The 14,700-nt window shown below is 69.9% G+C and carries 14 protein-coding genes; 2 read left to right on the top strand and 12 right to left on the bottom strand.

Annotation, left to right across the window (positions count from 1 at the left end; genetic code table 11):
- Positions 1–79: 79 nt before the first annotated feature.
- From IB269_RS23155 to IB269_RS23140, 4 genes are all read right to left on the bottom strand, one after another.
- The gene (locus IB269_RS23155) at positions 80–2,281 is read right to left on the bottom strand and encodes a TonB-dependent siderophore receptor (protein ID WP_192368429.1); all 2,202 of its coding nucleotides are present in this window, start codon (positions 2,279–2,281) and stop codon (positions 80–82) included.
- Between the two features lie 106 nt (positions 2,282–2,387).
- A complete protein-coding gene (locus IB269_RS29275; RefSeq protein WP_051940991.1) occupies positions 2,388–3,236 on the bottom strand; it encodes a helix-turn-helix transcriptional regulator in 849 nt (282 codons plus the stop codon).
- A 69-nt stretch (positions 3,237–3,305) separates the two neighbouring features.
- Positions 3,306–3,590, bottom strand: a complete 285-nt coding sequence (locus IB269_RS23145) for a type II toxin-antitoxin system RelE/ParE family toxin (RefSeq protein WP_192368428.1) — start codon at positions 3,588–3,590, stop codon at positions 3,306–3,308.
- Positions 3,587–3,868 carry a CopG family ribbon-helix-helix protein gene (locus tag IB269_RS23140; RefSeq protein WP_043822143.1) on the bottom strand — a complete coding sequence of 94 codons (282 nt, stop codon included), beginning with the start codon at positions 3,866–3,868 and terminating at the stop codon, positions 3,587–3,589. Before IB269_RS23140 ends, IB269_RS23145 begins: the two co-directional genes overlap by 4 nt.
- A gap of 252 nt (positions 3,869–4,120) precedes the next feature.
- On the opposite strand from IB269_RS23140, the gene IB269_RS23135 reads away from it, so the two are divergent.
- Positions 4,121–4,594 (top strand): (2Fe-2S)-binding protein, encoded by a 474-nt coding sequence (locus IB269_RS23135; protein ID WP_012207419.1) that lies wholly within the window; start codon positions 4,121–4,123, stop codon positions 4,592–4,594.
- 14 nt (positions 4,595–4,608) lie between these two features.
- Positions 4,609–6,876, top strand: coding sequence for a xanthine dehydrogenase family protein molybdopterin-binding subunit (locus IB269_RS23130; RefSeq protein WP_192368427.1), 2,268 nt, complete (start codon positions 4,609–4,611; stop codon positions 6,874–6,876).
- A gap of 34 nt (positions 6,877–6,910) precedes the next feature.
- Here IB269_RS23130 and IB269_RS23125 read toward each other — a convergent pair whose 3' ends face one another.
- The 8 genes from IB269_RS23125 to IB269_RS23090 form a co-directional block, all read right to left on the bottom strand.
- Entirely contained in the window at positions 6,911–7,882 is a 972-nt protein-coding gene (locus IB269_RS23125) for a LysR family transcriptional regulator (protein WP_192368426.1), read from the bottom strand.
- Positions 7,883–7,966: 84 nt separating this feature from the next.
- The gene (locus IB269_RS23120) at positions 7,967–8,857 is read right to left on the bottom strand and encodes a DMT family transporter (RefSeq protein WP_065345511.1); all 891 of its coding nucleotides are present in this window, start codon (positions 8,855–8,857) and stop codon (positions 7,967–7,969) included.
- Entirely contained in the window at positions 8,854–9,861 is a 1,008-nt protein-coding gene (locus IB269_RS23115) for a LysR family transcriptional regulator (protein ID WP_192368425.1), read from the bottom strand. The genes IB269_RS23120 and IB269_RS23115 overlap by 4 nt, the downstream gene beginning before the upstream one ends.
- Entirely contained in the window at positions 9,858–10,838 is a 981-nt protein-coding gene (locus tag IB269_RS23110; RefSeq protein WP_192368424.1) for a quinone oxidoreductase family protein, read from the bottom strand. The genes IB269_RS23115 and IB269_RS23110 overlap by 4 nt, the downstream gene beginning before the upstream one ends.
- A 130-nt stretch (positions 10,839–10,968) precedes the next feature.
- Positions 10,969–12,096 carry a porin gene (locus tag IB269_RS23105; protein ID WP_192368423.1) on the bottom strand — a complete coding sequence of 376 codons (1,128 nt, stop codon included), beginning with the start codon at positions 12,094–12,096 and terminating at the stop codon, positions 10,969–10,971.
- A gap of 78 nt (positions 12,097–12,174) precedes the next feature.
- A complete protein-coding gene (locus IB269_RS23100) occupies positions 12,175–13,173 on the bottom strand; it encodes a tripartite tricarboxylate transporter substrate binding protein (protein ID WP_012207426.1) in 999 nt (332 codons plus the stop codon).
- 46 nt (positions 13,174–13,219) lie between these two features.
- Positions 13,220–14,308 (bottom strand): CobW family GTP-binding protein, encoded by a 1,089-nt coding sequence (locus tag IB269_RS23095; protein ID WP_099752460.1) that lies wholly within the window; start codon positions 14,306–14,308, stop codon positions 13,220–13,222.
- A complete protein-coding gene (locus tag IB269_RS23090; protein ID WP_192368422.1) occupies positions 14,305–14,694 on the bottom strand; it encodes a hypothetical protein in 390 nt (129 codons plus the stop codon). Before IB269_RS23090 ends, IB269_RS23095 begins: the two co-directional genes overlap by 4 nt.
- Positions 14,695–14,700: the final 6 nt, after the last annotated feature.

Genomic DNA, 14,700 nt, shown 5'->3' with positions numbered 1-14,700 from the left:
AAGGGCCTGAGCCGGCCGCAACGCCCCGCAGCGAGGCTGCCGTCTCCCTCAGGGGGACGCCACAAAGCGGCTCAGGGGGTCAAAACCGGCCGCGCAAGCTCACCTGCACATTGCGCGGCTCGCCATAGACATTGCCGAAGTTGGCCGGCCCGAATCCGCCGCTGCCCAGGCGCGTGTAGTAGCTGCGGTCGAACAGATTGCTGACGTTCAGCGCCGCACTCCACTGCGGGCTGATGCGGTAGCCCACGCGCAGGCTGGCCGTGGCGTAGCCGCCCTGGGTGGCTCGAACAAGGGGCTTGCCGCCCTCGCTGTAGGTGCCGCTTTGGACGTTGATGCCGCCGCCCACATCCCAGGCGTTGAGCGCGCCCGGCAGCCGGTATGTGGTCCACAGCCGCAGCAGATGCCGGGGGCTGAAGGTCCTGAAGGACTGGCCCTGATAGCTGGGATCGCGCTTGTATTCGCTGGTGTTGTAGGTGTAGCCGGCCATGGCCTGCCAGCCCGGGGCGATCTGTCCCGCCAGCTCGGCGTCGAAGCCCTGGCTCTGCACCTTGCCCTGCGCGGCGTAGCAGCAGCTGTCCACGATGACGGGCGACACGGCCACGGCGCGGTTGCTCTCGACGATGCGGAAGGCCGCCAGCGCCACCTGCAGCCGGCCATCGTTGAGCGAGCCCTTGATGCCGGCCTCGTAGTTGGCGCCGACCACGGGCGGCAGTCCGCCGCCATCCTCGCCCCGGTAGTTGCTCTGCACGCGGAAGATGTCGGCATAGCTGGTGTAGAGCGACCAGCGGGAGTCCAGATCGAAGACCAGGCCCGCGTAGGGCGTGAAGCGGCCGTCCTGCCGGTAGTCCGCCGTCTGCGCGCCCGTGCGCTGGTTGACGGAGTCGGTGCGCCACCAGCTCCAGCGCCCCCCCAGCAGCAGGGTCAGCGGATCGGCCAGCTTCAGCCGCGCGGCGCCATAGATGCCGTACTGGCGCGTGCGCGATCGCGAGTCCGATGTCCACTGCACGGCGCCCGGATCGGCGTAGGCGGCCGGGTCGAAGTCGAACACATTGACGGGAATGCCGCCAAAGCCCGGGAGGCTGCCACCTTGCGAGCGCGCGTCGCGGTCGTACCAGTTGGCGCCCAGCACCACCTCGTGGCGCCGGCCCCAGGCCTGCCAGGCCCCGCTGAGCATGGCGTCCAGCGACAGCTGTTCGTTGTCGTAGTCATTGGCGCCGCCCATCAGGCGGGGACCCAGGCCCGTGGCGCGGTCCACCGCGCCCGAGACATAGGCGTACTTGAGCGCGCTGGACTCGCAGTCGGAGACCGCCGCCAGCTTGAGCTGCCAGTCGGCATTGATGGAATGGCTGAGGTCTGCGAAGACCTGGGTGGTCTCGAAGTCCCAGTGCGTCCAGGGCGTGCTCAGGAAAGTGCTGCGTGCCAGCCCCAGGTCGCCGCCGTCGGCGTAGCGCGGCACGCCCATCATGGGCGGCACCCAGTCGCGCGTCTGGTGGCCGGCGCCCAAGGAGACGGTGGTGGCCGATCCCAGGTCGGCCTCGACGATGCCGTACAGCGAATCGCGCCGGCTGCTGGCATAGCGCACATGGGAGTCGCGCTGGTCGTGCGCGGCCGCCAGGCGGGCACGCACCGACCCATCGGCGTTCAGCGGGGTGCTGTAGTCGATCTCGGCACGGGCCGCATTCCAGGAGCCCAGGCCCAGCGAGCCCGTGAAGCGCCGGTCGCCCGTGGGGCGCTTGCGCACCAGATTGATCACGCCGCCGGGCTGGCCCGCGCCATTGAACAGGCCCGCAGCGCCACGCAGCGTCTCCACATGGTCGAACATCACCATGTCAGGCTGGCTCCAGGAAGCGCCGCCTGTCTGCACGGGAAGGCCGTCGTACTGGAAGTACTCGATGGGATAGCCGCGCGCATAGAAGGCGGGAATGACGCCCGTGCCCGACAGGTCCACAGTCACGCCGGGGGTCTGCGCCATGATCTCGTCCAGCGTGTGCAGGTTCTGGTCCTCGATCTGCTGGCGCGTGATGACGGAGACCGAATGCGGCGTCTCTCTGAGCGTGGCAGGCAGCTTGGTTCCCACCGAGACGCCCGGGGCCGCGTAGCCGCCCGTCAGCTCGGTGGGCCGGTCCTTGACCGCCTGGCCCGTGACCTGCACCTCGGGCAGCCTTTCCTCGGCCGCCCGGGCCAGGGCGCACGGGCCCAGGACGCAGACGGCCAGCGCGATCGATGTGATGGAAAAACGGGGCGGGCCGGCATCCCGGTCCGCAGAATCTGGCAGCGACATTCAACCCTCTCGAAGCAAATGAAAATCAATTGCATTCGACTGTAGGCAAGAGGAAGGCTCGCCGCTTTCGCTGGCCGGAGTTTGGCTTTCGCTAGCCGGAGACGGCTCAGCGCAACAACTCGCTGGGCACGATGCCGAAGCGCTTGCGAAAGGCCGTCGAGAAATGCGCAATGCTGTAGCCCACCTCCAGCGCCACCTGCGTGACCGAGCAGCCGCCCGAAGTCAGCAGGCCGTAGGCCTGCTCCAGCCTGTGCTGCTGCAGGTGCTCGAACACGCTCATGCCGAACAGCTGGCGAAAGCCGGCCGTGAGCTTGCGCTCGTTGATGCCGGCCTCGCGCGCCAGCTCGGCCAGCGACAGGGGACTGCGAGCGTGCGCCGTGGCCACCTCGCGCGCATGCCAAAGCCGCTCCACATCGGCGCGTGACAGCTCGGCGCCAGCCCCCTGCGCGCCCGCCGCCGGCAGGCACTGCTGGAGCACGGCAGCCGACAGTTCCAGGCTCTTGGCATTGAGGAACAGATCACGCATGGGCCCCTGATAGGGGCAGACCAGAATCTGTGTGGCCAGCGCACGCGCCGTGGCCGACAGCCCCTGGCGCAATACCAGCAGATCGTTGTCGTTGAAGCAGTGGTGGCCGCTGCGCGCGATGAGATCGAGCCCGAAGCCCTGGCGCTCCGCCGCCTCGGCGTCAAAGCCTATGCGCACATAGCGCTGAAGGCTGTGGGATTCATAGCGGTCCAGTCCCTCATGCAGGCCCGTGGCCAGCACCAGGTAGACCCCGGCATCGGACACCTCCATCAGACGGCCGTTGACCCCGGCCTGCACCTTGCTGTTGAGGGCCACGATGATCTGCAGGCCCTGGAACACCGGCGCGCGGACCTCCACAGGCTCCTGCGTCATGCGGCAGCCGGCCGCAAGGCACAGCTGGTTGTCGAATCTGGAATTCCACTGGAACACGTTGCAAATCTATGAATGAGAATTATTCTCAAATCATACGGTCAACAGCCAAGACCTTGCACCGCCTCGTCAATCCTCCAACGGCGGCCACTGGCGCGCGGTGTGCACCAGGGCCAGCACCCAGACCGTCGTGCCATCGATCTCATAGACAAGGCGATAGCTTTCATGGGGGATCAGCTCGCGCGTGCCGGCAATCCTGCCCGCTTTGCCCATATTGGGATACGCGGCCAACCGGGCCGCTGCGTCGCTGAAAAGCAGGTCCATGCGCAAGGCTGCGCGAGGATTGTCAGCTGCGATGTAGTCCCAGATATCGGCGCGATCCTGCTGCGCCTGCGGCGTCCAGATGACTTTCACGCACGGTCTGCCGCAACCTGACGGCGCCGGGCAGCGAACTCGGCCTCGACTTCCTCATTCGAGCGGCCAAGTCCAGCGCGCATGGAGGCACGTCCCTCCTCGACCTTGCGCTGCAGATAGCCGTCATATTCACGGGCCTTGCGGCGCTGCTCAATGTAGTCGCGCATCAACTCCCGCATGACCTGGGATGCGGGCCGGTCCTCGCCTGCGGCTTCGGCCATGAAGTCTTCGCGCAGCTCGGCTTCCAGTTTCATGGTGAAAACGGCTTCCTTGGGCATGATTGACTCCTGTGAAGATACCAACAAAGTATATACATCGTCAGTACCAAACACTCCAGAGACTCAACCGCTTCACCCCATTCGCAACTTGCACTTGCCAATGCATCAAGCAAATCAGGACTAGTTGCAAGCAAGGCCTCTTTCTATATTCGCGCCTCGACGGCGCCCGGCTTCCATGGGCCGCCGCTGCGCACGACACTACTGCGGGGACCCCACCCCTGCCTGACTGACCCACAACAAGGAGAGACTGCGATGACCGATCTCACCATCAACGGCAAGACCGTTTCCATGGACCTGGACCCCGAGACGCCCATTCTGTGGGCCCTGCGCGACACGCTGGAGATGACCGGCACCAAGTTCGGCTGCGGCGCGGCGCTGTGCGGCGCCTGCACGGTGCACATGAATGGCCAGGCCATACGTTCCTGCGTGACGCCGATCTCGGCGGCCGCGGGCCAGAAGATCACCACCATCGAGGCCATGACCTCGGGCTCCGACCGCGTGGGCACCGCCGTGCGCGATGCCTGGGTGCGCCACGACGTGGCCCAGTGCGGCTACTGCCAGAGCGGGCAGATCATGAGCGCCACGGCCTTCCTCAAGTCGCTGCCCAAGGGCAAGAAGCCCAGCGGCGAGGAGATAGACGCGGCCATGGCCGGCAACATCTGCCGCTGTGGAACCTATGCACGCATCCGCACGGCCGTGGCCGATGCCGCGCGCACCCTGGGCTGAACGGAGAACGCCGCATGCTGACCACCTTCAACCCCGCCGAACTGCCCCGCGCCCTGCAGCACATCCTGGACCGTGACGAGGCCGCTGCTGCCATCGCCGACGCGCCCACCCTTGCACAGATCCCCCGCCGCAGCTTCCTCAAGATCGCCGGTGCCGGTTCGCTGGCCCTGGGCGTGTTTCCCGCCATGGCGCAGGCGCCGGGCAAGGGCGAGGCCGCCGGCCTCAAGCCCACCGAGCAGCCCGCCTCCTTCGTGGAGATCTCGCCCAGCGGCGAAGTCACCGTGGCCATCAACCGCCTGGAATTCGGCCAGGGCGTGCACACCGCCCTGCCCCTGGTGCTGGCCGAGGAGCTGGACGCCGACTGGAGCAAGGTCCGCGCCCGCCTGGGCGGCAACGATGCGGCCTATGCCGATCCGCGCTACGGCATCCAGATGACGGGCGGCTCCACCGCCCTCAAGCACAGCTACACCCAGTACCGCGAGCTGGGCGCCCGTGCGCGCGCCATGCTGGTGGCCGCCGCCGCCGCGCAGTGGAAGGTGGACGCCGCCACGCTGCGCACGCGCGAGGGCTTCGTGCTCGGCCCCAACGGCAAGAAGCTGTCGTATGGCGAGCTGGCCCAGGCCGCCATGGCCCAGCCCGTGCCGGCCACCGTCGTGCTGAAGAATCCCAAGGACTTCCGGCTGATCGGCAAGCCCACGGGCCGCATCGACGCCCGGGCCAAGAGCAGCGGCCAGCAGAGCTTCGGCATCGACATGCACCTGCCGGGCCAGCTGACGGCGGTGATTGCACACCCGCCCGTGTTCAAGGCGCAGCTGGCCTCGCTGGACGACGCTGCGGCGCGTGCCGTGCCCGGCGTCAAGGCCGTGCTGCGCGTGCCCGTGGACGGTGGCGGCGAAGGCGTGGCCGTGATCGCCACCGGCTACTGGCCAGCGCGCAAGGGCCGCGAAGCGCTGAAGGCGCAATGGAACACCGACGCCGTGGAGAAGGTGGACAGCGAACGCCAGCTGGCCCAGTACCGCGAGCTGGCCGCGCAGCCCGGCGCGCGCCACTTCGACGCCGACATCTCGGCGCTGGACAAGGCGCCGCGCCATATCGAGGCCGAGTTCAGCTTCCCCTACCTGGCCCATGCGCCCATGGAGCCGCTCAACTGCACGGTGCAGATGGGCGAGACCGGCGAGGCGGGTGCCGACCTCTACCTGGGCACGCAGTTCGCGGGCGTGGACGGCATGGCCGCCGCGCGTGTGCTGGGCCTCAAGCCCGAGCAGGTGCGCGTGCACGTGCAGATGGCCGGCGGCGGCTTTGGCCGCCGGGGCGTGGGCACCAGCGACTATGTGGTCGAGGCCTGCCAGGTGGCGCTGGCCGCGCGCCGCGCCGGCCTGAACGCTCCCGTGCGCATGGTCTGGAGCCGCGAGGACGACATCAAGGGCGGCTACTACCGCCCCATGCACCTGCACCGCGCGAAGATCGGCTTCGACGAACGCGGCAAGGTGCTGGCCTGGGACCACGCCATCGTGGGCCAGTCCATCACGGCGGGCACCATGTTCGAGGGCGGCATGATCAAGAACGGCATCGACGCCACGGCCGTGGAGGGCATGCGCGAGCCCTATCCGCTGCCCATGCGCCTGACCGTGCACCACCCCAAGGTCAACGTGCCCGTGCTGTGGTGGCGCAGCGTGGGATCGACCCACACGGCCTTCGTCATGGAAACGCTGATCGACGAGATCGCGCGCAGCAGCCGCCAGGACCCCGTGGCCTACCGCATGCAGATGTTCGGCGACAAGCACCCGCGCCATCGCCTGGCCCTGCAGCTGGCCGTGGACAAGAGCGGCTACGGCAAGCGCCAGCTGCGCGCGGGCCGCGCCTGGGGCGTGGCCGTGCACGAGTCCTTCGACACGGTGGTGGCCTATGTGGTGGAGGCCTCGGTCAAGGACGGCCGCCCGGTGCTGCACAAGGCCACGGCCGGCGTGCACTGCAACCTGGCCGTGAACCCGCGCACCATCGAGGCGCAGGTGCAGGGCGCGGCGCTGATGGGCCTGTCCATGTGCCTGCCCGGCGCGGCAATCACGTTCAAGGACGGTGTGGTGGAGCAGAGCAACTTCGGCGACTTCGCCGTGCCGCGCATCACCGACATGCCCGAGATCGCCGTCCACGTCGTGCCCAGCGCCGAGCCGCCCACGGGCATGGGCGAGCCCGGCCTGCCGCCGCTGGCCCCGGCCTTCGCCAACGCCGTGGCACAGCTCACGGGCAAGCCCGTGCGCAAGCTGCCGTTCGATCTGGCGTGATCGAGCTGGCCTGAACGGCCGGACCTGATCCCGGTCAGCCCCCGGAAAGGGCGGCGGCACCTGCGGCCGCCGCCCTTTCCAGTTCTTCCATGGACAGCAGATAGTCCGGGCAGTCCTGCAGCCGCTGCACGGCCAGGTCGATGAAGGCACGCACGCGCCGGGGCAGCGCGTCGCGGCTGCCGTAGTAGACATGCAGGCCGATGTGCTCGCTGACATGCGCCAGCAGCACGGGCACCAGGCGCCCCGCGCGGATGTGCGCGGCCGCGCAGATGTTGGACAGCTGGCCCATCACCTGGCCGGCCAGCACGGCATGCAGCTCCAGCTCGGCATCGTTGGTGGACAGGGCCGGCTGCAGGTAGCGGTGCGTAAGCTCGCCATCGACCGGCAGGTACCAGGGCATCACCGTGTCCGTGGCCGCATGGCGGAACATGCTGCAGCGGTGCGCGGCCAGCTCGTCCAGCGACCGGGGCACGCCATGGCGCTGCAGGTACTGCGGCGCCGCGCAGACGATGAGCTGCACGGGAAACAGCCGCCGCCCGATCACGCTTTCATCGGGCGAGGCGCCGATGCGAAACCCCGCATCGACCCGGTCCAGCACCCAGTTGCCTATGCCGTCGTCCAGCCGCACATCGGGGACGATGCCCGGGTGCAGGCGGCAGAACTCATCGAGCAGCGGCATCAGCACGGGCGCAAAGCAGGACTTGGGGCCCACGATGCGCAACGGCCCCGCAATGCCCTCGCGGCTGTCGCGTGCCAGGTTCAGTGCGCGGTCCAGCGCGGCCAGCGCCGGCTGGGTGTCCTGCAGGAAACGCTGGCCCTCCTCGGTCAGCGCCAGGCTGCGCGTGGTCCGGTGCAGCAGGCGCACGCCCAGGTGCTGCTCCAGATGGGCCACCGCCTGGCTGGCGGCCTGGGGGCTCACGCCCTGGGACAGCGCCGCCTGGCGCAGGCTGCCCAGCTCGACCGCCTTGGCAAAGGTGGCGATGGCGCGCAGTTCATTGATGGGCATGGTGCGGAAATCCGGTATTCGTGGGCTGACAGTGCCGCAGTATCCCGCCTTTGCGCATGCCCTGCCCGCGGCTTGCGGGGCAAGCTAGCGCCCCTGGCGCGCCAGCCACACGCCGGCTGCCGTCAAGGCCATGCCCGCCAGCGCCAGGCCGCCCAGCGTCTCGCCGAACATGGCCCAGGCGATCAGGGCCGTGGCCGGTGGCGTCAGGTAGAACAGGCTGGCCACGTGCACGGCGCCGCCGCGGCGTATCAGCAGGTTGAGCAGGCTGACCGCGCCCACGGACAGCACCAGCACCAGCCAGCCCAGCGCAAACAGGAACTCGCCGCTCCAGCGCACCTGCATGGTTTCGGTGGCCAGGGCCAGCGCCCCCGTCGCCACCAGGCAGGGCAGGTACTGGATGACCGAGCCCGTGCGCAGATCAAACGATGGGCAGAACCGCTTCTGGTACAGCGTGCCGGCCGTGATGCCGGCCAGCGCCACCACGGCCGGCACCAGCATGGCCAGCAGGGCATGGACCGGCACCGAGGCGATCTTGCCCGCCACCACCAGGGCCACGCCCGTGAAGCCCAGCGCCAGCCCGGCCCACTGCCGGGGCCGCACGGACTCGCCCAGCAAGGTGCCGGCCACCAGGGCCGTGATCAGCGGCTGCAGCCCCACCACCAGGGCCGTCACGCCCGAAGGCAGGCCGTGGGCGATGGCCGTGAACACCCCGGCCAGGTACACGCCATGCACGAACAGCCCTGACACGCCAATGTGCAGCCACTGGCGTGCCGAACGCGGCCAGGGCGCGCGCAGCACCAGGGCCACCGCCGCCATCAGCACCAGGACGATGGCATAGCGCAGCGTCAGAAAGGTCAGCGGCTCCACATAGGGCAGGCCGAACTTGGCGCCGATGAAGCCCGTGCTCCACAGCAGCACGAACAGCCAGGGAAGCAAGGCGGCCGCCATGGCGGGCGGCGAGGGTTTTTGGGTCATGGAGCGGATGCGGAAAAGGGCGGGGGCAAGGGTGGGGGCGGCGCCAGTGTGTCATGCCCCGTGCGCCAGGGGCTGCGCGTGGCAAACCACCGCACCAGGCAGTCGCGCAGCGCCGTCATGGCCGCGCTGCTGAACGCCGCCGAGGGCCGCACGAAGTAGATGCCCGAGGCGCCATCCAGGCGCCATTGCGGCAGCACCCGCACCAGCCGGCCTGCGGCCATGTGCTCGCTCATCAGCCAGTCGCCGCCGGCCAGAATGCCCACGCCCATGACGGCGGCCGTGAGCAGGGCCTCGCTGTCATTGCTGACCATGGGGCCGCGCACCAGCACGGTGTGCCGGGCCTGGCCTTGCGGTACATCGCCCGATGCGCCACCGTGCACCAGCTCCCATTGCGGAAACGACTGCAGCCCCGTGAAGCCCAGGCAGCGGTGCGCTGCCAGGTCCTCGGGGTGCACCGGCGTGCCGTGGGCCTGCAGATAGGCGGGCGCGGCGCCCAGGATGCGCTGGTGCCCGCCCAGCCGCAGCGCCACCAGCCGGCTGTCCGCCAGCCGGCCTATGCGCACCGCCGCGTCGAAGCGCTCGCCCACGATGTCCACGAAGCGGTCCGCATACTCCACCTCCAGCACGATCTGCGGATGGGCCAGCGCAAACTCGGCCAGCAGCGGGCTGAGCCAGCGCCGTCCCATCGCTGCCGGCAGCGACAGCCGCAGCCGGCCCCGGGCCTGCGAGGCGCCCTGGGCGGCCTCCTTCTGGGCATCGGCAATCAGGCCGGCCGCCTGGCGCACCTTGTCCACCAGGCGCAGGCCCTCGTCGGTCAGGTGCAGATGGCGTGTGCTGCGCTCCACCAGCCGCACGCCCAGCCGGGTCTCCAGCGCGTTCAGGCGTTTGGACAGCACGGACGGATGGCGCAGCAAGGCCCGCCCCGCCGCAGCGAAGGAGCCTTGTTCATGCAGCGCCACCAGGGCCGCCAGTTCATCGGCGTGCTGGCTGTCCAGAAGGTTCATGGGGTCAGGATGATCGCACCTTGGGAGCGTCCCTGCTCCAGATCGCCATGCGCCTGCGCCACCTCCGCCAGCGCATACCGGCGCCAGACGCCGGGCACGATGATGCCGGCCGCCACGGCGGCCAGCACGTCCCGTGCGCGCTCCTGGTACTCGGCCGCCGTGGCCGTGTGCGCGGCCAGCGAGGGGCGCGTGAGGAACAGCGAGCCCTTGGCATTGAGCGTGGCCACCGAGATGGGATCGGGCAGGCCGGAGGTCGCGCCGAAGGACACCAGCAGGCCGCGCGGGCGCAGGCAGTCCAGCGAGGCGCCCAGCGTCGTGCGGCCGATGGGGTCGTAGACCACGTCGGCCTTCAGGCCCCCGGTGGCCTGCAGCACCTGGCCCGGCAGCGTGGCCGCATCGAACACGAAGACCTCGTCGCAGCCGGCCGCCCGCGCGCGCTCCACGCTGGCTGCCTTGGACACCACGCCGATCACCAGCGCGCCCAGGTGCCTGGCCCAGGCGCACATCAACTGGCCCAGCGCACCGGCGGCGCCATAGATCACGATGCGGCTGCCGGGGCCCACGGCATGGGTGGTCTTGAGCAGGTACTGCGCCGTGATGCCCTTGAACAGCACGGCCGCCGCCGCGTCGTCAGGCAGCGCATCGGGCAGCTTCACCAGGCGCTCGGCCGGATACAGGCGGGCGCTGGCATAGGCGCCCAGCGGCCCCGTGGCGTAGCCCACGCGCTCGCCCACGGCCACATTCGTCACGCCCTCGCCCACGGCGGCCACCCGCCCCGCGCCCTCCAGCCCCAGGCCCGAGGGAAAGGCGATGGCGACAGCGCCCTTGCGCTGGCTCACGTCCAGCGGGTTCACGCCGATGGCCGTCTGCTCCAGCCAGACCTGGCCGGGGCCGGGCGCCTGCACCTCGACCGGCTCCAGGCGCATGGCGTCGGGGGCGCCTGCGGCGTCCATGCGGACCTTGATCAATGGATTCATCTCGCTGCTCCGTGAAATGGGTGCAGCGTAGAAGAAGCGATTGACGGCAGCAATAGGCCGGCGTGCAGTTCACTGCTGCATGGGGTGCAGCAATGACCACGAACCAGCGCGCACGCAGCCCACGCCCCCGTCAGAAGTCGTGCCGGATGCCCAGCTCGAAGGCCGTGGAGGCGCGCCCGCCAAAGTAATTGGCCGCGGCCGGATTGCCGCTGACAGCCGCACCCCCGGCAATGGCGAAGGCCGCCCCATTGCGGTTGGACATGCGGGCCGCATGCGCGTACAGCGCCGTGCGCCGCGACAGCGAGTGCACATAGCCCAGCGCCCACAGGTCGGCATCGCTGGCGCTTTGCGCCGCCGTCGCGCCCGTCTGGTCGGCCTTGACGTAGCTGAGCTTGACCACGCCGCTGCCCACGGGAACGCTCATGCCCACCAGGGTGTTGACCGTGCGGTCCACGCCATGGACCCAGCGGCGCTGGGCCAGGCTGGCCTTGAGCCAGCCGAAGTCGTAGGAGACGCCGTAGCTCTGGTCCTTGAAATGGATGCCGCTCAGGGTGTTGCGCGTGATGAACTGCGCGCCCGCCACGTTCCAGCCCGCGCCCGCCCAGCCCAGCCGAAAGCCGTTGCCGCGCGTCTGGCCTGCCGCCGTGGCGCCCTTCTCGCCCAAGGTGGCGATCAGGCTGCCCGACACGCCCTGCAGCCCGCCCAGGCCGGCCAGGCCGGCCGGCAGGAAATACTCCACCGCATTGCTCACGCGCAGCGTGGGATTGGCAGCCTGCGACTCCGGCGCCGTGCCGAAGGCCTGGCCCAGCGCGCGGGAAGCCGTGAACGAGCGAAAGCCATTGGCGCTGCCGATGCCCAGCGTGGCAAACGGATCGAAGCCGCTCCACACCAGGTGCGTGGGTACCCAGTCCCGCCCCAGCCGCAGCTCGCCCCATTGCCGCGAGGCCAGGCTGACCGTGGAGCGCCGGTCCCAGAACGGGCCGCTGGCACCCATGGCGCCGGTGTCGGCCAGCAGGCTGCCGTCCAGGTAGAAGCCCGCGCTCAGGCCGTCGCCCAGGTCCTCCTGCCCCCGCAATACCAGCTTGCTGGTGGAGTTGGCGCCGCTGGCCTGCGAGGTGACGGTTCCCAGGCCCTGGTTGCGCACCTGCCTGACGCTCACATCGACGGTGCCCGAGATCGATACCGAGGACTGCGCGCCCGCATGCGCGGCGGCCAGCCCCAGCGAGGCGGCCAGGGCCTGGCGTATGAAAACCTGCATGTTGTCTCCTTGTGGTTTTTTGCTTTGCTTTGCTCTTTGCTCTTTGTTTTTCTCGGGCGTGTGCCCGGGTCTGCCCGGCTACTCGGGCTTGAAGCCCGCGCCCTTGAGCAGCGCGGCGCTCTGCGCCACATCGGCGGCGATGAAGCGCTTGAACTGCTCGGTGCTCTCCGAAACCGTGTCGATGCCCAGGCTCGCGAAGGCGCCGGACCTGGCCAGCTCGGCCACCGCCGCGTTGGAGGCCTGGTTCAGCCGCTGCACCCGGTCGGCAGGCGTGTCCTTGGGCGCCCACAGTCCGTACCAGGACGTGTAGGCAAAGCGCGGCAAGCCGCTTTCCTGCATGGTGGGCACCTCGGGCGCCAGCGGACTGCGCTTGCCGGAGGTGATGGCAATCGGCCGCACCTTGCCGGCCTTGGCCAGCGGCAGCACGGAGACCATGGAGTCGAGCAGCAGGTCCACATGGCCGCCGCCCACATCCACCAGCGCGGGCTGCGTGCCCTTGTAGGGCACGTACTCGAGGCGCATACGGCCCTGCTGGGCCAGCAGCAGCGTGGCCAGGTGGCTGGGTGCGCCCACGGCGGGAATGGCCGCCGTCCATGTGCTCTTGGCGCCTGCGGCCAGCACCTCGCCCAGCTTGCTGTGGGGCAGCTGCGGCGAGATCACCAGCATCAACGGCGCCTCGCCCACGCGCGCCACGGGGACAAAGTCGGTCTGCGGGTCATAGGGCGGATGGGCCAATACCTGCTTGGCCAGCACATGCGTGGCGGCCGAGAACAGCAGGGTGTAGCCATCGGGGGCAGCCGCCAGCACCGCACGGCCGCCCACCACGCCACTGCCGCCCACGCGGTTCTCGACGATGACCGTCGTGCCCAGCTGCTTGCGCAACTGCTCGGCAAACAGCCGCGCCGCGCTGTCCACGCCGCCGCCCGCCACGAAGGGGACGATGACCTTGACCATCTTGCCCGGCTCGGGAAAGGCGGCGGGCGCACTGGACGAGGCCATGCTGGCGATGGGCAAGGCAGCCAGCGCACCCAGTAAGGCGCCCAGCACCGGCCCCTTCAGCCGTGTCAGAGTTTTCATGCTTTGTCTCCTGTTTCTTTTGAAAATGGGCCGGCCGTTGCGTGGCTCAGCCCGGGTCCTGATTCGGCGCATGCCGCCTGTGCCTGCGCACCAGCACGCTCAGCGTGTCGTCCAGGGCCTGGGCATCCAGCCCCCGCGTGATGAAGACGATGCGCGTGCGCCGGTCGGCACCCGGCCAGCGGGGCAGCGTCTGCGGCGGGGCGAACAGGTGCTGCACGCCATGGATGACCAGGGGCTGGTCCGGGTGCTCCTGCAGGTGCACGAAGCCTTTGACGCGCAGCAGGTCATCGCCGCGCATGGCCGTGACCCAGTCCATCCATTCGCCAAACGCCTGCGCGGGCAGGGGCTCGTCGCGCTGCAGCACAAAGGACGAGATGCCGTCGCGGTGCGTGCCTGCCGGCGCTATCGCCGGAGCCATCAAAGGCTGGGCCATGGCCCGGTAGCCGGGTGCCTGGAGCATGCCCGCAGCGGCGTCCTGCTGCCCCGTCGCGCCTTCCGACATCAGCCGCTGCAGCAGCGCCACATGGTGGGCGGGGTCCATGCCTTGCGGCGCCTCGCCGTTGATGGCCTGCACCTGGGCCAGCAGTTGCGCAGCGGGCTGTGCGCCGCCCAGCAAGTCTGTCTTGGTCAGCAGCACCAGGTCAGCCACAGCCAGCTGCCGCACGGCTTCGGGATAGCCTGCCAGCGTGGCGCTGCCCAGCATGGCATCGACCGTGCAGGCCACGCCGGCCAGCGCATAGCGCGCGCGCACGGCGGGCTCGCCCAGGAAGGAGCGCAGTATCGGCCCCGGGTCCGCCAGGCCGCTGGTTTCGATCAGCACGCGGCGCGGCGCGCCCTGTTCGCGCAGGGCCAGGCGCTCCAGCGCCTCCACCAGATCGCCGCGCACGCTGCAGCACAGGCAGCCATTGGCCAGCAGCACCGTGTCCTCGCAGGCCAGGCTGGTCAGGTCCTGGTCGATGCCGACCGCACCGAACTCGTTGACGATGACGGCCGTCCCGTGCAGGTCCGGCAGCGCCAGCAGCCGGTTGAGCAGCGTGGTCTTGCCGCTGCCCAGAAAGCCCGTGAGCACGGTGACCGGAATGCGCTGCCCCGCCGCTTCGGGCAGGGCCAGCAGGCTGGAGAAATGCCCGCTCATGACGCCACCCCGCCGTGCACCCCGCCCTGCACCCCACCATGCACCTCGGCGAACGAACGCAGCGTGCGCTCCAGCCGCGCCAGCGCCCACTGCGCCACGGCCTGCGGCACCTCGTCCGAGCCCAGCGCATCGAGCAGGCCGCGCAGCGGCTGCGCGCCCTGCCCGGGTGCGGGCCGGGCACGGAACCAGGCCGCCACCTCGGGCTGCTCGCAGCGCTCGCCCCCGTCCTGCAGGTAGTCCACGATGTCCAGCTCGAAGTCCTCCAGCCGCAGGCTGATGCCGCCCGCCCCGCAGGCGCAGGCACCGCCCAGGGCGACATGGCGCAGCGCCAGGGCGCACCACAGGTCCCAGAGCCGGCCGGCCTGCAGGGCGTGGTCGGAGGCCATGGCCGT

Source organism: Delftia sp. DLF01 (assembly GCF_014852125.1).
GTDB lineage: Bacteria > Pseudomonadota > Gammaproteobacteria > Burkholderiales > Burkholderiaceae_C > Comamonas > Comamonas acidovorans.
Note: the sequence above shows the minus strand (reverse complement) of the source record. Positions and strands in the feature narration are given on the sequence as shown.

Excerpts from the sequence above, each read along its gene's own strand:
- IB269_RS23155 (WP_192368429.1), bottom strand. The coding sequence starts at position 2,281 with ATGTCGCTGCCAGATTCTGCGGACCGGGATGCCGGCCCGCCCCGTTTT.
- IB269_RS23140 (WP_043822143.1), bottom strand. The coding sequence starts at position 3,868 with ATGCCCAAGGAAGCCGTTTTCACCATGAAACTGGAAGCCGAGCTGCGC.
- IB269_RS23135 (WP_012207419.1), top strand. The coding sequence starts at position 4,121 with ATGACCGATCTCACCATCAACGGCAAGACCGTTTCCATGGACCTGGAC.
- IB269_RS23130 (WP_192368427.1), top strand. The coding sequence starts at position 4,609 with ATGCTGACCACCTTCAACCCCGCCGAACTGCCCCGCGCCCTGCAGCAC.
- IB269_RS23125 (WP_192368426.1), bottom strand. The coding sequence starts at position 7,882 with ATGCCCATCAATGAACTGCGCGCCATCGCCACCTTTGCCAAGGCGGTC.
- IB269_RS23120 (WP_065345511.1), bottom strand. The coding sequence starts at position 8,857 with ATGACCCAAAAACCCTCGCCGCCCGCCATGGCGGCCGCCTTGCTTCCC.
- IB269_RS23115 (WP_192368425.1), bottom strand. The coding sequence starts at position 9,861 with ATGAACCTTCTGGACAGCCAGCACGCCGATGAACTGGCGGCCCTGGTG.
- IB269_RS23110 (WP_192368424.1), bottom strand. The coding sequence starts at position 10,838 with ATGAATCCATTGATCAAGGTCCGCATGGACGCCGCAGGCGCCCCCGAC.
- IB269_RS23105 (WP_192368423.1), bottom strand. The coding sequence starts at position 12,096 with ATGCAGGTTTTCATACGCCAGGCCCTGGCCGCCTCGCTGGGGCTGGCC.
- IB269_RS23100 (WP_012207426.1), bottom strand. The coding sequence starts at position 13,173 with ATGAAAACTCTGACACGGCTGAAGGGGCCGGTGCTGGGCGCCTTACTG.
- IB269_RS23095 (WP_099752460.1), bottom strand. The coding sequence starts at position 14,308 with ATGAGCGGGCATTTCTCCAGCCTGCTGGCCCTGCCCGAAGCGGCGGGG.
- IB269_RS23090 (WP_192368422.1), bottom strand. The coding sequence starts at position 14,694 with ATGGCCTCCGACCACGCCCTGCAGGCCGGCCGGCTCTGGGACCTGTGG.